The sequence below is a fragment of the Pseudarthrobacter sp. H2 genome, assembly GCF_050157045.1.
Taxonomy (GTDB): Bacteria; Actinomycetota; Actinomycetes; order Actinomycetales; family Micrococcaceae; genus Arthrobacter.
On sequence record NZ_CP189594.1, the window covers coordinates 4,713,076 to 4,735,264 of the forward strand.

Genomic DNA, 22,189 nt, shown 5'->3' on the forward strand with positions numbered 1-22,189 from the left:
TGATACCAATTTATTGTATGATGGATTGGTTGTTTTGCCGGGCCCGCCACCCCGTGGTGTGGTCTGGTTTTTACAGCCGGTTTCAAATTTTGTGCAGCCTGGGTCCGCGTTTTCCCGTGGGCCTGTGGTTGTGTCTGTTTTTGTTTTACTTCAACGGAGAGTTTGATCCTGGCTCAGGATGAACGCTGGCGGCGTGCTTAACACATGCAAGTCGAACGATGATCCGGTGCTTGCACCGGTGATTAGTGGCGAACGGGTGAGTAACACGTGAGTAACCTGCCCTTAACTCTGGGATAAGCCTGGGAAACCGGGTCTAATACCGGATATGACCTCTCACCGCATGGTGGGGGGTGGAAAGCTTTATTGTGGTTTTGGATGGACTCGCGGCCTATCAGCTTGTTGGTGAGGTAATGGCTCACCAAGGCGACGACGGGTAGCCGGCCTGAGAGGGTGACCGGCCACACTGGGACTGAGACACGGCCCAGACTCCTACGGGAGGCAGCAGTGGGGAATATTGCACAATGGCGCAAGCCTGATGCAGCGACGCCGCGTGAGGGATGACGGCCTTCGGGTTGTAAACCTCTTTCAGTAGGGAAGAAGCGAAAGTGACGGTACCTGCAGAAGAAGCGCCGGCTAACTACGTGCCAGCAGCCGCGGTAATACGTAGGGCGCAAGCGTTATCCGGAATTATTGGGCGTAAAGAGCTCGTAGGCGGTTTGTCGCGTCTGCCGTGAAAGTCCGGGGCTCAACCCCGGATCTGCGGTGGGTACGGGCAGACTAGAGTGATGTAGGGGAGACTGGAATTCCTGGTGTAGCGGTGAAATGCGCAGATATCAGGAGGAACACCGATGGCGAAGGCAGGTCTCTGGGCATTAACTGACGCTGAGGAGCGAAAGCATGGGGAGCGAACAGGATTAGATACCCTGGTAGTCCATGCCGTAAACGTTGGGCACTAGGTGTGGGGGACATTCCACGTTCTCCGTACCGTAGCTAACGCATTAAGTGCCCCGCCTGGGGAGTACGGCCGCAAGGCTAAAACTCAAAGGAATTGACGGGGGCCCGCACAAGCGGCGGAGCATGCGGATTAATTCGATGCAACGCGAAGAACCTTACCAAGGCTTGACATGGACCGGAAACACCTGGAGACAGGTGCCCCGCTTGCGGCCGGTTCACAGGTGGTGCATGGTTGTCGTCAGCTCGTGTCGTGAGATGTTGGGTTAAGTCCCGCAACGAGCGCAACCCTCGTTCCATGTTGCCAGCGCGTAATGGCGGGGACTCATGGGAGACTGCCGGGGTCAACTCGGAGGAAGGTGGGGACGACGTCAAATCATCATGCCCCTTATGTCTTGGGCTTCACGCATGCTACAATGGCCGGTACAAAGGGTTGCGATACTGTGAGGTGGAGCTAATCCCAAAAAGCCGGTCTCAGTTCGGATTGGGGTCTGCAACTCGACCCCATGAAGTCGGAGTCGCTAGTAATCGCAGATCAGCAACGCTGCGGTGAATACGTTCCCGGGCCTTGTACACACCGCCCGTCAAGTCACGAAAGTTGGTAACACCCGAAGCCGGTGGCCTAACCCCTTGTGGGAGGGAGCTGTCGAAGGTGGGACCGGCGATTGGGACTAAGTCGTAACAAGGTAGCCGTACCGGAAGGTGCGGCTGGATCACCTCCTTTCTAAGGAGCACCTGCAAGCCACGCCCCGTGTATGCGGGATGCGGACGTTTGCCAGGAGTATATGCCCGCTGCGCAGACGCTAGTTCTGCGGCGGGTGCTCACGGGTGGAATATCAACGAACAGCGGCCGCCGGTTTTTCCCGGCACCCAGTACGGTGTTTCAGGGTTCTCCTTCGGGGGTCCCTGGTCATCTGGAACGGTGCGGGGAGGGTACGGGCGGTTTAGTGTTTGGCACACTGTTGGGTCCTGAGACAACAGGACCATGGCGCGGCTGCGTTTCCTTTCGGGGGGGCGGGGTTGTGGTGTGGGACTTGTGTTTCTGGTTTCCTGGCTGCACCGATCACACATGATCAGCCCTGACGGGTTGGCCCCTTTGCGGGGTTGTGTGTGGGGTGTGTGGTATGGGGTTGTTGTTTGAGAACTACATAGTGGACGCGAGCATCTTTTATAAGAAGCAATTTCCAAGAATATGAACCTGGATCTGGCTGCACTTTCGGGTGTGGTTGGTTTTCGTGGTTCTCTCGTGAAGTAGTTTTTTTGATCTTTTGTGGTCAAGTTTTTAAGAGCACACGGTGGATGCCTTGGCATTAGGAGCCGAAGAAGGACGTAGGAATCTGCGATAAGCCTGGGGGAGTCGATAACCGGACTGTGATCCCAGGGTGTCCGAATGGGGAAACCCCGCCAGGGGCGCGAGCTGCCTGGTGACCCGCATCTGAACACATAGGGTGTGTGGGGGGAACGCGGGGAAGTGAAACATCTCAGTACCCGCAGGAAGAGAAAACAATAGTGATTCCGTCAGTAGTGGCGAGCGAACGCGGATCAGGCTAAACCGTTCCATGTGTGATAGCCGGCGGGCGTTGCATGGTCGGGGTTGTGGGACTTTCCATACCAGTTCTGCCGGACTGGTGAGGTGCGAAGTGTGGGCATAGGTGAACGGTCTTGAAAGGCCGGCCAGAGAGGGTGGGAGCCCCGTAACCGAAATGTTGTCATACCGCCTGGGAAGTATCCCAAGTAGCACGGGGCCCGAGAAATCCCGTGTGAATCTGTCAGGACCACCTGATAAGCCTAAATACTCCCTAATGACCGATAGCGGACCAGTACCGTGAGGGAAAGGTGAAAAGTACCCCGGGAGGGGAGTGAAACAGTACCTGAAACCGTGTGCTTACAATCCGTCGGAGCCAGTCTGATTCTGGTGACGGCGTGCCTTTTGAAGAATGAGCCTGCGAGTTAGTGTTACGTCGCGAGGTTAACCCGTGTGGGGAAGCCGTAGCGAAAGCGAGTCTGAACAGGGCGTTGCAGTGGCGTGATCTAGACCCGAAGCGAAGTGATCTACCCATGGCCAGGTTGAAGCGACGGTAAGACGTCGTGGAGGACCGAACCCACTTCAGTTGAAAATGGAGGGGATGAGCTGTGGGTAGGGGTGAAAGGCCAATCAAACTTCGTGATAGCTGGTTCTCCCCGAAATGCATTTAGGTGCAGCGTTGCGTGTTTCTTGCCGGAGGTAGAGCTACTGGATGGCTAATGGGCCCTACAAGGTTACTGACGTCAGCCAAACTCCGAATGCCGGCAAGTGAGAGCGCAGCAGTGAGACTGTGGGGGATAAGCTTCATAGTCGAGAGGGAAACAGCCCAGACCACCAACTAAGGCCCCTAAGCGTGTGCTAAGTGGGAAAGGATGTGGAGTTGCGAAGACAACCAGGAGGTTGGCTTAGAAGCAGCCATCCTTAAAAGAGTGCGTAATAGCTCACTGGTCAAGTGATTCCGCGCCGACAATGTAGCGGGGCTCAAGTACACCGCCGAAGTTGTGGATTTCAGGCAATAACCCAGCCGCCCCCTTTGCGGGGTTGGTTCAGGTGTCTGGAGTGGTAGGGGAGCGTCGTGTGGGCAGTGAAGTCGCGGTGTAAACCAGCGGTGGAGCCCACACGAGTGAGAATGCAGGCATGAGTAGCGAAAGACGGGTGAGAAACCCGTCCGCCGAATGATCAAGGGTTCCAGGGTCAAGCTAATCTGCCCTGGGTAAGTCGGGACCTAAGGCGAGGCCGACAGGCGTAGTCGATGGACAACGGGTTGATATTCCCGTACCGGCGAAGAACCGCCCATGCTGAACAGGGGACACTAACCGCCCGAGACCTGCCCGACACCCCTTGTGGGTGAAGGGTTTTGGTGGAGCGCGGGACCTGATCCTGGGAGGCAAGCGTATTAACAGGTGTGACGCAGGAAGGTAGCCGGGCCGGGCGATGGTTGCCCCGGTCTAAGGATGTAGGGCGAACGGTAGGCAAATCCGCCGTTCATGATGCCTGAGACCCGATGGGACCCCCGTGAGGGGGGATCCGGTGATCCTATGCTGCCGAGAAAAGCATCGACGCGAGGTTCCAGCCGCCCGTACCCCAAACCGACACAGGTGATCAGGTAGAGAATACTAAGGCGATCGAGAGAATTATGGTTAAGGAACTCGGCAAAATGCCCCCGTAACTTCGGGAGAAGGGGGGCCCCCAGCGTGATGGACACGAGCTGTCCGGAGCGTGCAGGGGCCGCAGAGACCAGGGGGAAGCGACTGTTTACTAAAAACACAGGTCCGTGCGAAGTCGCAAGACGATGTATACGGACTGACTCCTGCCCGGTGCTGGAAGGTTAAGAGGACCGGTTAGCCGCAAGGCGAAGCTGAGAATTCAAGCCCCAGTAAACGGCGGTGGTAACTATAACCATCCTAAGGTAGCGAAATTCCTTGTCGGGTAAGTTCCGACCTGCACGAATGGAGTAACGACTTCCCCGCTGTCTCAACCATAAACTCGGCGAAATTGCAGTACGAGTAAAGATGCTCGTTACGCGCAGCAGGACGGAAAGACCCCGAGACCTTTACTATAGTTTGGTATTGGTGTTCGGAGTGGCTTGTGTAGGATAGGTGGGAGACGTTGAAGCCGTGACGCCAGTCATGGTGGAGTCATCGTTGAAATACCACTCTGGTCACTTTGGACATCTAACTTCGGCCCGTAATCCGGGTCAGGGACAGTGCCTGATGGGTAGTTTAACTGGGGCGGTTGCCTCCTAAAAAGTAACGGAGGCGCCCAAAGGTTCCCTCAGCCTGGTTGGCAATCAGGTGTCGAGTGTAAGTGCACAAGGGAGCTTGACTGTGAGAGAGACATCTCGAGCAGGGACGAAAGTCGGGACTAGTGATCCGGCGGTACATTGTGGAATGGCCGTCGCTCAACGGATAAAAGGTACCTCGGGGATAACAGGCTGATCTTGCCCAAGAGTCCATATCGACGGCATGGTTTGGCACCTCGATGTCGGCTCGTCGCATCCTGGGGCTGGAGTAGGTCCCAAGGGTTGGGCTGTTCGCCCATTAAAGCGGTACGCGAGCTGGGTTTAGAACGTCGTGAGACAGTTCGGTCCCTATCCGCTGCGCGCGCAGGAAATTTGAGAAGGGCTGTCCTTAGTACGAGAGGACCGGGACGGACGAACCTCTGGTGTGTCAGTTGTACTGCCAAGTGCACCGCTGATTAGCTACGTTCGGATGGGATAACCGCTGAAAGCATCTAAGCGGGAAGCCCGCTTCGAGATGAGATTTCCATACACCTTGTGTGTGAGAGGCCCCCAGCCAGACCACTGGGTTGATAGGCCGGACGTGGAAGACAGGACTAAAGACTGTTGAAGCTGACCGGTACTAATAGGCCGATAACTTACACCACACACTCTCCCCGTAAACCCATTCAAAAGGGGTTTACACCCAGGGGAGGGTACAAAGAAACAAGACTGCTTGCGTCCACTATGTGGTTCCCAGACAACAAACCCGTTGCTGAGAACCGACAACTGAATAACAACACCACAACTGCACCACCACCCCGACAAGGGACGGTGCAGGATGTTGTAACCAAAGATTTCCCACCCCGCGGCCACGGCCTGAGGGTGCGGAGCAAGGGTTACGGCGGTCATAGCGTGGGGGAAACGCCCGGTCCCATTCCGAACCCGGAAGCTAAGACCCACAGCGCCGATGGTACTGCACCCGGGAGGGTGTGGGAGAGTAGGTCACCGCCGGACAACCATTTATAAACGGTCGAGAGCCCCAACCACACGGTCGGGGCTCTCCCGCATTTAACCCCAAACCCCAAAAACCCTCCCCCCGCGCCGGATCCAGGTGTCATGTCCCAGGACTTCGTGGACGGTTTGTGGTTCGTCTGCCGGCGGAGGGGTGGCGCAGGTTTTTCGCCGGCAGCGTGTTTGTTTTTTGCGGGTCACGTCCGTTGGCGGGCTCCGGCGTTTCGTGGTCCGGTGCGGCTGGTGACGCGCGACCCGCCCCGCGATGCGCGGATTTCCTGGCGCTACCTGAATTCCGGTAGCGACAGGAAATCTGCGCATCGCCAGGCACCAGGCGCCGCGCCGGAGGCCCGGGCCCGGCGGCCACGGCATCACGGATCCTGACAACCGGGTCGGGATTGCTCCCGCGCAGCAGCAAACACCGCCCCCACGAGGTCATGAGACAGGGTGGCCACGAGGCCTAAGACCGGAAGCGCCGATCATGAGACTCCACCGAAGCAAAACAGCAAACCCTCCCTCACCTCCCGTCCCGGATCCAGGCCACCCGCAGCTCCCGGCGCCGGCCAAGCAACATCTCAGGGAGCGTCGCCCGGGAACCTGGCAGGACGTGAGGGAGCGTCCGGCACGGAACCGAGGTCAGCGGCGCCTATTGGACATGAGCGCCAGCATGCATGCCAGAGTGCCGGTGGCTGGGCCGCCTGTAAAAGCACGCTGGAGCTGGCCATAGGGGTCCTGGGCACCGGCACCGGTTGGCGTGAGTCAGCGTCCACCATGGTGCTCCTGAAAAGATCCAGGTCTGGCCCGTGGCTGCCCCGACTCCGGCAGCAGTAACACGGCCCGGACATCCGTTCCCGTTGCCACTCCGGCGCCGCCTGACGTGGGCGATGACCGCTGGAAGCGGAATCCATCGCTGCGCCAACGTCCGTGGCCTTCTAAGCTAGCGCGTCGTTGACGGAGTCGCCGGTTATGGCGGGCAGCTCCACCTGATCGCTGGCGGGAAGCCGTGTCCGTTGCAGGGGCGGGCAGCAATGTCCGCAGCCTCGCCTCACCCAGCGTTTCGGCAGCCGAGTACATCGCCCGACGCCGGAGCCATGCACTCTATGGTGCCCGCCACGCCGTCGTGCTTCGCCAGCACCATGTCCCGGGGATCCAGAGCCACGCCGATCACGCCCTCCATCGCGGATGTCCACGAGGGGGCGGCGGCCGGCTCCCAGCCGCCCCGCCGGACGTCACCCTCTGCCACGAAGACAACGACAGCCAGGAGCGCCCCGGCGATCCCTCGCGGGACACGGTACAGGCTGCAGCGGATTTGGCATCGAGGAAAAATGTTGCGTGTCTGCCGTGAGCAGCTGGGTACGGACCCGGCGACAATGACGGACGAAAGAGCACCGCGGTTCCCGCGTCCTTGCCCACGGGTCCGCGTCGCCTGTATGGACATTCACCACCCTCGAGCACGCCGACGACGCGGGCATCGGCCGTGACCGGGTCACCAGCTGGCAGTTTCAGGCCTACCTGCGACCGAGCATGAGCAGCACCGCGAGGTCCGCGTCGAGGACAGCTGTGAACAGCGTCTGCACGTTGGTCCGGAAAAATCTGCCGGCGGGACACCCGGTGACGGAGCCGGGAAGGTCTGGCGCCGACGTTCGGCCTCGCCCGTGATGCTAACCGCGGCGGGGGACTGCTGCCGTTGCGGGTCATACGTATCCTGGCTGTGGGACAGCGGTTGGTCTGGACGATACGTGGGGGTTTGGCCCGGATTGGCGGGGATTCAGGCTGACATCGGGGGTGATACCCGGGTTGGGTTGCATTGCCGGCCATTCGGGTGTATTGTTTTCTAAGTCGCCGAGAGGGAGACCAGCGGAAACGCTGGGAACCACGGCGGCCAATCCCCAAAAATTTTCAAACCAGGTTCTGGTTCGGCGTTTCGTGCGCCGCCGGATGTTGGTGAGGCCGGTTGTGTGAGGCTGTGGATCGCGGAGACGCTGGTTTGCAAAGTTTCGCGGGATCGGGTAAGTTTGGGAAGTTGCTCCGGAGCGAGCCGCGACCGTGATGGTTGTGGTGGTGCCGGGTGTGTCTGTTGTTTGAGAACTCAATAGTGTGCCAAGTTTGTTGATACCAATTTATTGTATGATGGATTGGTTGTTTTGCCAGGGTGCGCCACCCCGTGGTGTGGTCTGGTTTTTACAGCCGGTTTCAAATTTTGTGCAGCCCGGGTCCGCGTTTTCCCGCGGGCCTGTGGTTGTGTCTGTTTTTGTTTTACTTCAACGGAGAGTTTGATCCTGGCTCAGGATGAACGCTGGCGGCGTGCTTAACACATGCAAGTCGAACGATGATCCGGTGCTTGCACCGGTGATTAGTGGCGAACGGGTGAGTAACACGTGAGTAACCTGCCCTTAACTCTGGGATAAGCCTGGGAAACCGGGTCTAATACCGGATATGACCTCTCACCGCATGGTGGGGGGTGGAAAGCTTTATTGTGGTTTTGGATGGACTCGCGGCCTATCAGCTTGTTGGTGAGGTAATGGCTCACCAAGGCGACGACGGGTAGCCGGCCTGAGAGGGTGACCGGCCACACTGGGACTGAGACACGGCCCAGACTCCTACGGGAGGCAGCAGTGGGGAATATTGCACAATGGGCGCAAGCCTGATGCAGCGACGCCGCGTGAGGGATGACGGCCTTCGGGTTGTAAACCTCTTTCAGTAGGGAAGAAGCGAAAGTGACGGTACCTGCAGAAGAAGCGCCGGCTAACTACGTGCCAGCAGCCGCGGTAATACGTAGGGCGCAAGCGTTATCCGGAATTATTGGGCGTAAAGAGCTCGTAGGCGGTTTGTCGCGTCTGCCGTGAAAGTCCGGGGCTCAACCCCGGATCTGCGGTGGGTACGGGCAGACTAGAGTGATGTAGGGGAGACTGGAATTCCTGGTGTAGCGGTGAAATGCGCAGATATCAGGAGGAACACCGATGGCGAAGGCAGGTCTCTGGGCATTAACTGACGCTGAGGAGCGAAAGCATGGGGAGCGAACAGGATTAGATACCCTGGTAGTCCATGCCGTAAACGTTGGGCACTAGGTGTGGGGGACATTCCACGTTCTCCGTACCGTAGCTAACGCATTAAGTGCCCCGCCTGGGGAGTACGGCCGCAAGGCTAAAACTCAAAGGAATTGACGGGGGCCCGCACAAGCGGCGGAGCATGCGGATTAATTCGATGCAACGCGAAGAACCTTACCAAGGCTTGACATGGACCGGAAACACCTGGAGACAGGTGCCCCGCTTGCGGCCGGTTCACAGGTGGTGCATGGTTGTCGTCAGCTCGTGTCGTGAGATGTTGGGTTAAGTCCCGCAACGAGCGCAACCCTCGTTCCATGTTGCCAGCGCGTAATGGCGGGGACTCATGGGAGACTGCCGGGGTCAACTCGGAGGAAGGTGGGGACGACGTCAAATCATCATGCCCCTTATGTCTTGGGCTTCACGCATGCTACAATGGCCGGTACAAAGGGTTGCGATACTGTGAGGTGGAGCTAATCCCAAAAAGCCGGTCTCAGTTCGGATTGGGGTCTGCAACTCGACCCCATGAAGTCGGAGTCGCTAGTAATCGCAGATCAGCAACGCTGCGGTGAATACGTTCCCGGGCCTTGTACACACCGCCCGTCAAGTCACGAAAGTTGGTAACACCCGAAGCCGGTGGCCTAACCCCTTGTGGGAGGGAGCTGTCGAAGGTGGGACCGGCGATTGGGACTAAGTCGTAACAAGGTAGCCGTACCGGAAGGTGCGGCTGGATCACCTCCTTTCTAAGGAGCACCTGCAAGCCACGCCCCGTGTATGCGGGATGCGGACGTTTGCCAGGAGTATATGCCCGCTGCGCAGACGCTAGTTCTGCGGCGGGTGCTCACGGGTGGAATATCAACGAACAGCGGCCGCCGGTTTTTCCCGGCACCCAGTACGGTGTTTCAGGGTTCTCCTTCGGGGGTCCCTGGTCATCTGGAACGGTGCGGGGAGGGTACGGGCGGTTTAGTGTTTGGCACACTGTTGGGTCCTGAGACAACAGGACCATGGCGCGGCTGCGTTTCCTTTCGGGGGGGCGGGGTTGTGGTGTGGGACTTGTGTTTCTGGTTTCCTGGCTGCACCGATCACACATGATCAGCCCTGACGGGTTGGCCCCTTTGCGGGGTTGTGTGTGGGGTGTGTGGTATGGGGTTGTTGTTTGAGAACTACATAGTGGACGCGAGCATCTTTTATAAGAAGCAATTTCCAAGAATATGAACCTGGATCTGGCTGCACTTTCGGGTGTGGTTGGTTTTCGTGGTTCTCTCGTGAAGTAGTTTTTTTGATCTTTTGTGGTCAAGTTTTTAAGAGCACACGGTGGATGCCTTGGCATTAGGAGCCGAAGAAGGACGTAGGAATCTGCGATAAGCCTGGGGGAGTCGATAACCGGACTGTGATCCCAGGGTGTCCGAATGGGGAAACCCCGCCAGGGGCGCGAGCTGCCTGGTGACCCGCATCTGAACACATAGGGTGTGTGGGGGGAACGCGGGGAAGTGAAACATCTCAGTACCCGCAGGAAGAGAAAACAATAGTGATTCCGTCAGTAGTGGCGAGCGAACGCGGATCAGGCTAAACCGTTCCATGTGTGATAGCCGGCGGGCGTTGCATGGTCGGGGTTGTGGGACTTTCCATACCAGTTCTGCCGGACTGGTGAGGTGCGAAGTGTGGGCATAGGTGAACGGTCTTGAAAGGCCGGCCAGAGAGGGTGGGAGCCCCGTAACCGAAATGTTGTCATACCGCCTGGGAAGTATCCCAAGTAGCACGGGGCCCGAGAAATCCCGTGAATCTGTCAGGACCACCTGATAAGCCTAAATACTCCCTAATGACCGATAGCGGACCAGTACCGTGAGGGAAAGGTGAAAAGTACCCCGGGAGGGGAGTGAAACAGTACCTGAAACCGTGTGCTTACAATCCGTCGGAGCCAGTCTGATTCTGGTGACGGCGTGCCTTTTGAAGAATGAGCCTGCGAGTTAGTGTTACGTCGCGAGGTTAACCCGTGTGGGGAAGCCGTAGCGAAAGCGAGTCTGAACAGGGCGTTGCAGTGGCGTGATCTAGACCCGAAGCGAAGTGATCTACCCATGGCCAGGTTGAAGCGACGGTAAGACGTCGTGGAGGACCGAACCCACTTCAGTTGAAAATGGAGGGGATGAGCTGTGGGTAGGGGTGAAAGGCCAATCAAACTTCGTGATAGCTGGTTCTCCCCGAAATGCATTTAGGTGCAGCGTTGCGTGTTTCTTGCCGGAGGTAGAGCTACTGGATGGCTAATGGGCCCTACAAGGTTACTGACGTCAGCCAAACTCCGAATGCCGGCAAGTGAGAGCGCAGCAGTGAGACTGTGGGGGATAAGCTTCATAGTCGAGAGGGAAACAGCCCAGACCACCAACTAAGGCCCCTAAGCGTGTGCTAAGTGGGAAAGGATGTGGAGTTGCGAAGACAACCAGGAGGTTGGCTTAGAAGCAGCCATCCTTAAAAGAGTGCGTAATAGCTCACTGGTCAAGTGATTCCGCGCCGACAATGTAGCGGGGCTCAAGTACACCGCCGAAGTTGTGGATTTCAGGCAATAACCCAGCCGCCCCCTTTGCGGGGTTGGTTCAGGTGTCTGGAGTGGTAGGGGAGCGTCGTGTGGGCAGTGAAGTCGCGGTGTAAACCAGCGGTGGAGCCCACACGAGTGAGAATGCAGGCATGAGTAGCGAAAGACGGGTGAGAAACCCGTCCGCCGAATGATCAAGGGTTCCAGGGTCAAGCTAATCTGCCCTGGGTAAGTCGGGACCTAAGGCGAGGCCGACAGGCGTAGTCGATGGACAACGGGTTGATATTCCCGTACCGGCGAAGAACCGCCCATGCTGAACAGGGGACACTAACCGCCCGAGACCTGCCCGACACCCCTTGTGGGTGAAGGGTTTTGGTGGAGCGCGGGACCTGATCCTGGGAGGCAAGCGTATTAACAGGTGTGACGCAGGAAGGTAGCCGGGCCGGGCGATGGTTGCCCCGGTCTAAGGATGTAGGGCGAACGGTAGGCAAATCCGCCGTTCATGATGCCTGAGACCCGATGGGACCCCCGTGAGGGGGGATCCGGTGATCCTATGCTGCCGAGAAAAGCATCGACGCGAGGTTCCAGCCGCCCGTACCCCAAACCGACACAGGTGATCAGGTAGAGAATACTAAGGCGATCGAGAGAATTATGGTTAAGGAACTCGGCAAAATGCCCCCGTAACTTCGGGAGAAGGGGGGCCCCCAGCGTGATGGACACGAGCTGTCCGGAGCGTGCAGGGGCCGCAGAGACCAGGGGGAAGCGACTGTTTACTAAAAACACAGGTCCGTGCGAAGTCGCAAGACGATGTATACGGACTGACTCCTGCCCGGTGCTGGAAGGTTAAGAGGACCGGTTAGCCGCAAGGCGAAGCTGAGAATTCAAGCCCCAGTAAACGGCGGTGGTAACTATAACCATCCTAAGGTAGCGAAATTCCTTGTCGGGTAAGTTCCGACCTGCACGAATGGAGTAACGACTTCCCCGCTGTCTCAACCATAAACTCGGCGAAATTGCAGTACGAGTAAAGATGCTCGTTACGCGCAGCAGGACGGAAAGACCCCGAGACCTTTACTATAGTTTGGTATTGGTGTTCGGAGTGGCTTGTGTAGGATAGGTGGGAGACGTTGAAGCCGTGACGCCAGTCATGGTGGAGTCATCGTTGAAATACCACTCTGGTCACTTTGGACATCTAACTTCGGCCCGTAATCCGGGTCAGGGACAGTGCCTGATGGGTAGTTTAACTGGGGCGGTTGCCTCCTAAAAAGTAACGGAGGCGCCCAAAGGTTCCCTCAGCCTGGTTGGCAATCAGGTGTCGAGTGTAAGTGCACAAGGGAGCTTGACTGTGAGAGAGACATCTCGAGCAGGGACGAAAGTCGGGACTAGTGATCCGGCGGTACATTGTGGAATGGCCGTCGCTCAACGGATAAAAGGTACCTCGGGGATAACAGGCTGATCTTGCCCAAGAGTCCATATCGACGGCATGGTTTGGCACCTCGATGTCGGCTCGTCGCATCCTGGGGCTGGAGTAGGTCCCAAGGGTTGGGCTGTTCGCCCATTAAAGCGGTACGCGAGCTGGGTTTAGAACGTCGTGAGACAGTTCGGTCCCTATCCGCTGCGCGCGCAGGAAATTTGAGAAGGGCTGTCCTTAGTACGAGAGGACCGGGACGGACGAACCTCTGGTGTGTCAGTTGTACTGCCAAGTGCACCGCTGATTAGCTACGTTCGGATGGGATAACCGCTGAAAGCATCTAAGCGGGAAGCCCGCTTCGAGATGAGATTTCCATACACCCCCGGGTGTGAGAGGCCCCCAGCCAGACCACTGGGTTGATAGGCCGGACGTGGAAGACAGGACTAAAGACTGTTGAAGCTGACCGGTACTAATAGGCCGATAACTTACACCACACACTCTCCCCGTAAACCCATTCAAAAGGGGTTTACACCCAGGGGAGGGTACAAAGAAACAAGACTGCTTGCGTCCACTATGTGGTTCCCAGACAACAAACCCGTCCCGGACGGCACGTTGCAGGGAACCGACAACTGAATAACAACACCACAGCTGCATCCGCAGCGTCCCTGTTGTAACACCAGATTTCCCACCCCCGGCGGAAGCCAGGGTGCGGAGCAAGGGTTACGGCGGTCATAGCGTGGGGGAAACGCCCGGTCCCATTCCGAACCCGGAAGCTAAGACCCACAGCGCCGATGGTACTGCACCCGGGAGGGTGTGGGAGAGTAGGTCACCGCCGGACAACCATTTATAAACGGTCGAGAGCCCCAACCACACGGTCGGGGCTCTCCCGCATTTAACCCCAAACCCCAAAAACCCTCCCCCCGCAGGGCAAAGACCGACCCTCCCGCACCTCTCGCCGGGAAACGACCGACCCTCCCGCGCTGCCGGCAGGGAACCTGCGGAACGTGAGGGAGCGTCCGACACCGAACCCGCAGGAAGTGAGGGAGCGTCAGTTGGTGGCCCGATTTCACCCCCGAAAGCGGCCGATTCGGGTGATTTTCCCCAAAAAAGGCCGAAAACACGCGGAATTTGCGGTCTCTGCCCTGCCAAGCTGGTAAGTTTTCGAACAGTGACTTGTACGCACGCCGTGTGCAGGCTCCAGAAATCATGACCGTCCAGGAGGACATAAATGGCTAAGAACCGTAGTGAACTTGTTGCAGAGGTAGCAGGCAAGGCCGGCACCAGCCAGGCAGCCGTCAACTCCGTGCTCGATGCACTGTTCGAGGTTTTCGAGACCTCTGTCGCCTCGGGCGAAAAGATCACCATCCCGGGCTGGCTCGCAGTCGAGCGCACCGACCGTGCGGCCCGCACCGGCCGCAACCCGCAGACCGGCGAAACCATCCAGATTGCCGCCGGCCACAGCGTCAAGCTGACCGCCGGCTCCAAGCTGAAGGCTGCAGTCGCCAAGAAGAAGTAGTCTTCTTCCCGAATGCTTGAAAGGAGCGGCAACCCCAGGGTTGCCGCTCCTTTTGCATCGAGCGGCATTGCAGTCGGTCCCACCCGCCGCCCATGCCGATTCGGTGTGCAGGCAGGCGTAGCGGACAATGGACTTGTGCCTTCTGCAGCAGAATCCTCTTCCCCAGCCGCAGCGCCAAACCCCAGCGGGGGTGCGCGGGGCCCTGTTGCCGGCCCGGGCGGAATCACCCGCCCCTGGCAGCTCGCCGGCCTTGCCGCGCTGTTTCTGGGCCTTGCAGCGGCCCTGCTCTTCTCCGGCGCCGCAGCCGCCCGTGGCGTCTCGGACCCCGGCGCCCTGGTCCGCTGGGGATTGCCGGTGAGCAAAGCGATCCACAACGTCTCCCTGGCCACCGTGATCGGCGGCCTGATCTTCGCCGTCGCCATCCTGCCGCGGACCCTGAACGGCTCGCGGTCCAAAGACCGGGACGCTTCGGAGCATCCGGCCTTCACCCGTGCGTTGGCTATCTCCGCGGCCGCCGGCGCCGCCTGGACACTCTCCGCGATCGCCGTGCTGGTCCTGGGGTACGCGGACATCGCCGGTCAAGGGATATCCGGCGACCCGGAGTTCACCCGGTCCCTGGTCTACTTCATGACGGATATCGAGACCGGAAGGGCCTGGCTGACTGTGGTCATCATCGCTGCCGTGGTCACCACCGCGCTCTTCGGGGTCCGATCCCGCGGCGCACTGGCAGCAACCCTGCTGCTCTCGCTGGTGGGGCTGGTACCCGCTGCGTTGATCGGCCACTCGTCAAGCTCCAGCGACCACGAAGGTGCGATCAACTCCCTCGGCCTTCACCTGGTGGGAGTGTCGACGTGGGTCGGCGGCATCATCATGCTCGCGCTCCTGTCCGGGATCCTGGGCGGAGCCAGCGCCAAGTCCGGCACCGGCACCAAAGCCGCAGGCAACCCTGACATCACGGAACCGACGCTCCGCCGGTTCTCCGCCCTGGCCGGCTTCGCCTTCGCCCTGGTCTTCGCCTCCGGCGTGGTCAATGCCAGCATCCGCGTCACCAATTGGGGGGACCTCTTCGGCTCGTCCTACGGGCAGCTGATCCTGGCCAAGGCCGCCGCGACCCTGGTGCTTGGCGGCATCGGGCTGATGCACCGCCGCTGGGTCGTTCCGCAGCTGGGTGACCGCGGGGTCGGCAGATCCGCGCGCAGGCTCCTGTGGCAGCTGGTGCTCGCGGAACTGGTCATCATGGGGGCGACGTCGGGTATCGCCGTCGCGCTGGGCCGCTCCGCCCCGCCCCAGCCCACCACCTTCGCCCCCGACGCTTCCCCTGCCTTCATCCTGTCCGGCTACGACCTGCCGCCTGAACTGACACCCGGCCGGTGGCTGACCGAATGGCGCCTCGACTGGCTCTGGGTCGCCGTCGCACTCTTTGGCCTCGTGGCCTATTTCCTCGGCATCCGGAAGGTCCTGAAGCGCGGGGACTCCTGGTCCTGGTTCCGGTCCGTCAACTGGGTGATCGGTCTCGTTCTCCTGACCTACGTGACCTCCGGCCCGCCGTCGGTCTATGGCCGCGTGCTGTTCTCGGCGCACATGGTGGACCACATGGCGCTGACCATGGTGACCCCGCTCTTCCTCGTGCTGGGCGCCCCCGTCACCCTGGCGTTGCGGGCGCTGACGCCGCGGCGGGACAGTTCCCGCGGGCCGCGCGAATGGCTGCTGATCTTCGTGCACTCGAAGTTCTCCCAGCTCGTGACGCACCCGTTGTTCGCCGCCGCCAACTTCGCCGGCTCGATCGTCCTCTTCTACTACTCGGACGCGTTCGGTTACGCGATGCGGGACCATGTGGGCCACGAGCTGATGAACCTGCACTTCGCCCTCACCGGCTACATCTTCGTGCTGACCATGGTCGGCACCGATCCGCTGCCGCGCCGCGCGCCCTACCCCATGCGGCTGCTGCTCCTGCTGGCCACGATGGGCTTCCACGCCTTCTTCGGCGTCGCGATCATGGGCGGGACCGGGCTGCTTGCCGCGGACTACTTCGGCAACCTCGGCCGGACCTGGGGCCCCTCGGCCCTGCTGGACCAGCAGCTGGGCGGCGCGGTGGCCTGGGGCATCGGCGAAGTGCCCACACTCCTGGTGGCGATCGGCGTCGCCGTCATGTGGTCCCGTTCGGATGCGCGCGAGTCCAAACGCACCGACCGGGCGGCGGACAGGAATAACGACGCCGACCTCACCGCTTACAACGATATGTTTGCCAGGCTGGCGGAGCGCGATGCCAGGCTCGACGAACGCAACTCAAAGCTGGAAGGACGCTGATGAGCGAAACCGTACGCACCCACCTCCGGGTCCGGGCCTCCGAACTGGTGGGCCGGAACTGGCTGAACACCGGCGGCCAGTCCCTGGACCTCGAATCCCTGCGCGGCAAGATCGTACTTCTGGACTTCTGGACGTTCTGCTGCATCAACTGCCTGCATGTGCTGGACGAACTCCGCCCGCTCGAGCAGCAGTACTCCGACGTCCTGGTGACCGTCGGAGTGCACTCGCCCAAGTTCGAGCACGAGGCCGATCCGGTGGCGCTGGCCGCGGCCGTGGAACGCTACGAGATCCGCCACCCGGTCCTGGACGATCCCGAGCTGGACACCTGGAAGGCCTACACCGCCCGTGCGTGGCCCACCCTGGTGGTCATCGACCCCGAGGGCTACATCGTGGCCCACCTCTCCGGTGAAGGCCACGCGGACGGCCTCGCCGTGCTCATCCCCGAGCTGATCGCCGAGCACGAGGCCAAGGGCACCCTGCACCGCGGCGACGGCCCCTATGTGGCGCCGGAGCCGACGTCGGGCACCCTGCGGTTCCCGGGCAAGGCCCTGTACCTCCCCGCCGGACGCGGTATCGGAACCGCGCCCGACGCCGGTTCCTGGCTCGTCACGGACACCGGCCACCACCGGCTGGTGGAACTGTCGACCGACTTCCAGACAGTCCTGGGGACCTACGGCGCCGGCGAAAAGGGCCATGCCGACGGCAACGCCGCCACCGCCCGGTTCAACGAGCCGCAGGGCCTTCTGCTGCTCCCGGAGAACGTCGCGGCGGAAACCGGGTACGACGTCGTCATCGCCGACTCGGTGAACCACCGGCTGCGCGGACTATCGCTCGCCGACGGAACCGTCAGCACCCTCGCCGGCAACGGGATCCAGCGGCTGCTCGAGACCGGCCCGGCCAGGGTGGATGAAGAGGGCGCCGCCTTCGGCGCCCGGCTCGAAGCCGATCCGCTCTCGGTGTCGCTGAGCTCCCCGTGGGATGTCGTGTGGTCCGGCAGGCTCAACGCCGTGCTGGTCGCGATGGCCGGCGTGCACCAGATTTTCAGCTTCGACCCCGTTTCGGGCGCCGTGGCCATCATTGCCGGCAACGGGCTCGAGGGACTGCTGGACGGCCCGGCCGCCGAAGCCTGGTTCGCCCAGCCCTCCGGCCTCGCCGAGGACGCCGCCGGCAACATCTGGGTCGCCGATTCCGAGACCTCGGCCCTGCGCAAGCTGGTAATCGACGACGCCGGGAGCATCGCCGTGGAATCAGCCGTGGGCAAGGGGCTGTTCGACTTCGGTTTCCGCGACGGCCCGGCCGCCGAGGCCATGCTGCAGCACCCGCTCGGCGTCACCGTGCTGCCCGACGGCTCGGTGGCGATCGCCGACACCTACAACGGGGCCGTGCGCCGCTACGACCCCGCCGCAGGCACCGTCTCCACCCTGGCGCGCGGGCTGTCCGAACCCTCCGACGTGATTGTGGACCACACGCACGTCGCCGGTTCGGAGCCGCTGCTGGTGGTCGTCGAGGCGAACAAGCACCAGCTGGTCTACGTGCCGATCCCCAAGGAAGCGCAGCAGGTGGACGAGGGCGCGGCGCAGACCCACCGGCCCAAGAGCCCCGTGGCCCCGGGGCTGCTGGAGCTCACGGTCCGTTTCACCGCGCCGACCGGCCAGAAGCTGGACGACCGCTGGGGCGATCCCACCCAGCTGAAGATCTCCTCGACCCCGCCGGGGCTGCTGGTGGCCGGCGGCGGAACCTCGGTGGGCCTGCTCCGCACCCTGGAGCTCGCCGCCGACATCCCCGAGGGCGTGCTGCACATCACCGCCCGCGCCGCGGCCTGCGACGGCCCCGAAGACGCGGACGGCGAGATCCCGGACCACGCCGCCTGCCACCTGTACCAGCAGGACTGGGGCATCCCGGTGCTGCTGGCGGCCGACGGCGACACGGAGCTGGTGCTGGACCTGCGCGGCATGGACTGACTTCCGGGCGGCCGGAGGCTGTTGTCCGTGACCGGCGTGTCACGTACAGCAGCCTCTTGGCTTCAGGCGGGCCCGACAACCGCGGAATCCCGCGGTTTTGCGGCCCGGCCGGGATCAGAACGCTGCTCAGCGTGACGGACTTGTCCACAGAGAGTTGTCCACATGCGGCCCTCTGCGGGTGCCGGTGTTGACGTTGCCGGGGGAATCATTGCCCCATGGATGTCTTAAGGGCCCTGACCATCTGCGGGGGAGCGGCCCGGCGGCCCGCCTTGGCACGTTTGGGGATCGACGACGCCGCCCTGCGGCGGGCGGTCAGGTCCGGAATCCTGCAGCCCTGCCGCGGGCTGTATGCGCTTCCGACGGCGGGTCCGGACTATGTGGCGCTGCTGCAGCGGAGGCAGCTGCTGACCTGCCTCAGCGCGGCACCGTTCTACCGGCTCTGGACCGTTGACCCCGCCGGGCCCCGCCACGTCCACCACAGACGCGGCGAGGGCGCCGACGGAGAGACAGGGCACGGTGGCCTGCTGCTGGAGCCGCATCCGCACCGGCCGGTTGCAGCCCTCGGTGACGTGCTCATCCATGCGCTGAGATGCCTGCCGTTCCGGGAATCCCTTGTCATGGTGGACTGCGCCGTCGGCAGGGGCGACATGACCCTTGATTTCCTGCGGCAGGGACTCCCCGGCAGGCGCAACGGCCGTGCCCGCCAGGTCCTCGAGTGGGTAGACCGCGGAGCCGAATCCATGCTGGAGACCCTCGCCCGGACGTATTTCCGCCAGGCCGGGATCCGGGTGGAGACCCAGGTCCACATCGACGGCGTCGGGTACGTTGATCTCCTGCTGGAGGGCAGGCTCATCGTGGAGCTGGACGGACGCCACCACGGTGAGTGGGCCCAGGTGAAGAAGGACCAGCGCCGAAACAACCGCTCGGTGGTCCAGGGCTACACCGTCCTCCGGTATTACTACGACGACGTGGTCCACGGGCCCAGGGCCATGGTGGCAGAGGTCCTGGCAGCCCTGGCGGGCTTGAATGCAACCGGCCAGGCAGCAGCCCCGGCGGCTCGGTGGCTCGGCGGTTCAGTAGCTCAGGAGCGGGGTGAGCTTGATGGTGTCCGCCTCGATGTCCAGGCGGGTCGTGAAGCTGAAATCGTGGACCGCATTGAGGTCGGTGAGGGCGCCGGTGAAGAGGTCCACCTGCCGGGCCTTGATCCGCGCCTTGCCGTCCAGCGGTGCCACCACCCAGCGCCCGCCGAAGGGCTCAATCCTGACGGTGGGGTATTGGGTGATGCTCCAGTCGATGGTCCCGTCGATCACGCGGTTGTTCGTGGCGTGGTAGAACGGGCAGTCGGGCTGGAGCTTTTGCTGTTTGCCGGCCTCGGCGGCACAGGAATCGAGGAACTCTTTGACCTTGCCGCTCACGGCGTCCTTCAGCGCGGGGGTGGCTTCGGTCAGGAGGTTCAGCGGTGCCGCGGGCACCTCCCTACTGGACAGCGTGGCCCGGGTGGGCGGCGCGGAGAAATACTGCCCGTTGAGGGTGGCCTCGTACTCGCCCGGGTAGAAAACCGCGAAGGAGTTGCGGCCGTTGGGCATGTTCACCGGCACGCCGTTGAGGGTGGCCTCGCTGGAATTGACCACGGTGACGTCCAGCACCGGAAGCGCAGCCGGGACGATGGACCACTTGTGGAAGAACAGCCATTCCGTGCTGGAGCGCTCGAGCAGGAAATCGGTGTGCAGCCGGCTGCCGTCAATCGTGTAGTCAACCGGGACCATGACCTGGTTTCCGCCCCGTTCCACCGCGGCGCCGAACTCCACGCCCGTGGTCCGTGCCGCGGCCGTCTGCAGCGCCGTTCCGTCGAGCATGGCGGCGTTGCTCTGCGGCACCGAGGCATGCAGCAGGCCGAGTGCTTTCTCACCCTCGCCCTTCTGCAAAGCGTCAAAATACTCGCGCACGGGCTGCTGCGGGCTCGCGATGGAGTCGTTCACCAGGTTGACGGCGACGATGCCCGCGGCCACGGCAAGCATCAGGCCCAGCAGCCACCCTGCTGCGGTCCTGACCAACGCCTGACTCATTTGCACGTACCTTACGTTACCTGCACCGTTCCTAGTTAGTACGAATTGGTTTCGTACTTGCTCCCCGGACGGTCTTGGGAGCTGCACGCCTTCTGGTTCCTGGCGGGCCGGGACGGTTCGTGACCGTTGGGCGGGCCAGGCCTGTGAGGGGTGCGGTGCCGGGCGGTGCCGTACCGGGCCTGGGACTGGGCTGGCCCGCGCTCGTCCTCTGTCGGGTGCGGGGTCCGTCCTCCCGTCGCCTGATACGGAAACCGGCGGCACGCCGTCCGATAGCGACGGCCGCGCCGTGATGGCCGGTGACGGTGCTGTCGGTCGTTTGTTGGAGTGGTTGGCGCCAGTGCCGGGCGCCCCACTGTGAGGTGTACGCCGGGTCAACGACGATGATGTGGAGGCCGCGGTTGGCGGCCATGGACACGAGCCGGTCCCGGAATCTTGCGGTGGGGATGCCGGCGACGGTGCGGCGGAAGGTTTTGCCGCGGGTGCCGCGGCCCATGGTTTCGCGGCCGGTGGCGCGGGCGTCCTGGAAGTTCAGGTTTTCGATGGCGACGGCCGCGCAGCCCGCGTCCCTGGCGGCGTCCAGCAGCGCGGTGATGGCGGCGCGGAGCCTGCCGTCCCGGGTGGCCGCGGGGACGCCCGTCAGGTCCAGCGGGATGCTCAGGGGCGCCCCGACGGGGTTCCCGGACGGGTCGATGACGCAGCCGGCCAGATGATCGGCGTTCAGATCAACGCCGAGCCCGGACGAGCCGTGCAGGCTGTCCGGGGACGGTACCGGCAGGTCCCGGTATCCCCAGGACGCGTCGATGTACCAGCGCCCGGTATCGGGGTTGTGGCTGATGTCGTAGCGGATATTCCTGTTGGACGCGGCACGGTCGCGCCATTCGCCGGCGCGGTGATGGAACAGCACCGGGACGCAAAGATGCAGCCGCGCACCATGCTCCGCGGTCATCACGGCGGGGACTGTCAGGGACAGCCGCCCGCCGGTGTCGATGCGGATGGTCTCGTTGCCCCACCGCTTCCCCGATTCACCGTCGGCGGTCAGGAACAGCCGGGCGGCAGCCCATCGGGCCTCCCACCCGGCCGGCGTGAAGCCTGCCGCCTCGAGGTTGTTCCGGGCGCGCCACAGCCGCCCGCCGCCGACGACGATGCGGGGCGTCCCGGCCGCGAGCCGGTCCTGCAGGGCCGCGAGGCGCCGGGTCTTCCGGTGCCGCTCCGCCGCGGTCCGGTAACCCTTGATGCGGTCCACGGTTTCCCCGCACGGCACGGCGGCCCGCTTCTGAATGGCAGCGCACGCGGCGCGCAGCGTGCCGACCTCCGCGGCGAGGCCACGCATGCCAAGCTGGTACTGGTCCTCCGCGGCGCGGGTGATGCTCCCGGCCCACCGCGAGGACGACAGAGCGGTCAGGGCCCGCTTACGCTCCGTCCGGCCGCGCGCGGCGGCCGGGACCTTCCCCGTCCGGATGCGTGCGGCCAGGTCTTTCCGGTACAGGGATCCCAGGTGCGTGCCGACCGCCAGCAGGACGGTTTCCTCCCCGGGCGTGGGGTGGATCCGGGTGCGGATCCGCACGCCGGCGGGCACCGCGGCAATGAACGCCGGGGCAATGACCCGGAGTCCTGAGGCGCTGCGCGATGCTGTCACGCGCCGGCATCCTTGC

The 22,189-nt window shown here is 62.2% G+C and carries 6 protein-coding genes, 6 rRNA genes and 1 pseudogene; 10 read left to right on the forward strand and 3 right to left on the reverse strand.

Annotated features, from left to right (window positions below):
- Window positions 1–150 precede the first annotated feature (150 nt).
- From ACQCSZ_RS21955 to rrf (ACQCSZ_RS21965), 3 genes are all read left to right on the forward strand, one after another.
- Window positions 151–1,675, forward strand: a 16S ribosomal RNA gene (locus ACQCSZ_RS21955).
- Between the two features lie 548 nt (window positions 1,676–2,223).
- A 23S ribosomal RNA gene (locus tag ACQCSZ_RS21960) occupies window positions 2,224–5,362 on the forward strand.
- A gap of 232 nt (window positions 5,363–5,594) precedes the next feature.
- Window positions 5,595–5,711, forward strand: a 5S ribosomal RNA gene (rrf, locus tag ACQCSZ_RS21965).
- Together the 16S, 23S and 5S rRNA genes form the textbook arrangement of a ribosomal RNA operon.
- Window positions 5,712–6,753: 1,042 nt before the next feature.
- Here the strand turns inward: rrf (ACQCSZ_RS21965) and ACQCSZ_RS21970 are convergent.
- On the reverse strand, window positions 6,754–6,951 hold the full coding sequence (locus tag ACQCSZ_RS21970) for a hypothetical protein (protein ID WP_427005726.1): 198 nt from the start codon (window positions 6,949–6,951) through the stop codon (window positions 6,754–6,756).
- 1,018 nt (window positions 6,952–7,969) lie between these two features.
- On the opposite strand from ACQCSZ_RS21970, the gene ACQCSZ_RS21975 reads away from it, so the two are divergent.
- The 7 genes and pseudogenes from ACQCSZ_RS21975 to ACQCSZ_RS22005 all read left to right on the forward strand — a co-directional run.
- A 16S ribosomal RNA gene (locus ACQCSZ_RS21975) occupies window positions 7,970–9,495 on the forward strand.
- Window positions 9,496–10,043: 548 nt separating this feature from the next.
- Window positions 10,044–13,181: ribosomal RNA gene (locus ACQCSZ_RS21980) — 23S ribosomal RNA — on the forward strand.
- A 227-nt stretch (window positions 13,182–13,408) separates the two neighbouring features.
- Window positions 13,409–13,525: ribosomal RNA gene (gene rrf, locus ACQCSZ_RS21985) — 5S ribosomal RNA — on the forward strand.
- A gap of 390 nt (window positions 13,526–13,915) precedes the next feature.
- Window positions 13,916–14,203, forward strand: a complete 288-nt coding sequence (locus tag ACQCSZ_RS21990; RefSeq protein ID WP_330189157.1) for an HU family DNA-binding protein — start codon at window positions 13,916–13,918, stop codon at window positions 14,201–14,203.
- A gap of 135 nt (window positions 14,204–14,338) precedes the next feature.
- Window positions 14,339–16,510: a cytochrome c oxidase assembly protein gene (locus ACQCSZ_RS21995; protein WP_427005727.1), complete on the forward strand. Its 2,172-nt coding sequence runs from the start codon at window positions 14,339–14,341 to the stop codon at window positions 16,508–16,510.
- On the forward strand, window positions 16,510–18,471 hold the full coding sequence (locus ACQCSZ_RS22000; RefSeq protein WP_427005728.1) for an NHL domain-containing thioredoxin family protein: 1,962 nt from the start codon (window positions 16,510–16,512) through the stop codon (window positions 18,469–18,471). The genes ACQCSZ_RS21995 and ACQCSZ_RS22000 overlap by 1 nt, the downstream gene beginning before the upstream one ends.
- Before the next feature lie 740 nt (window positions 18,472–19,211).
- Window positions 19,212–19,427 (forward strand): annotated as a pseudogene (locus tag ACQCSZ_RS22005) (endonuclease domain-containing protein); the annotation flags it as partial.
- A 117-nt stretch (window positions 19,428–19,544) separates the two neighbouring features.
- Here ACQCSZ_RS22005 and ACQCSZ_RS22010 read toward each other — a convergent pair.
- Both ACQCSZ_RS22010 and ACQCSZ_RS22015 read right to left on the reverse strand, forming a co-directional pair.
- Window positions 19,545–20,537, reverse strand: a complete 993-nt coding sequence (locus ACQCSZ_RS22010; protein ID WP_427005729.1) for a hypothetical protein — start codon at window positions 20,535–20,537, stop codon at window positions 19,545–19,547.
- A 31-nt stretch (window positions 20,538–20,568) separates the two neighbouring features.
- Window positions 20,569–22,173, reverse strand: a complete 1,605-nt coding sequence (locus ACQCSZ_RS22015) for a hypothetical protein (protein WP_427005730.1) — start codon at window positions 22,171–22,173, stop codon at window positions 20,569–20,571.
- Between the last annotated feature and the right edge of the window lie 16 nt (window positions 22,174–22,189).

Bases quoted from the DNA above. Each gene is read 5' to 3' on its own strand.
- ACQCSZ_RS21990 (WP_330189157.1), top strand. From the start codon at position 13,916: ATGGCTAAGAACCGTAGTGAACTTGTTGCAGAGGTAGCAGGCAAGGCC.
- ACQCSZ_RS22000 (WP_427005728.1), top strand. From the start codon at position 16,510: ATGAGCGAAACCGTACGCACCCACCTCCGGGTCCGGGCCTCCGAACTG.
- ACQCSZ_RS22010 (WP_427005729.1), bottom strand. From the start codon at position 20,537: ATGAGTCAGGCGTTGGTCAGGACCGCAGCAGGGTGGCTGCTGGGCCTG.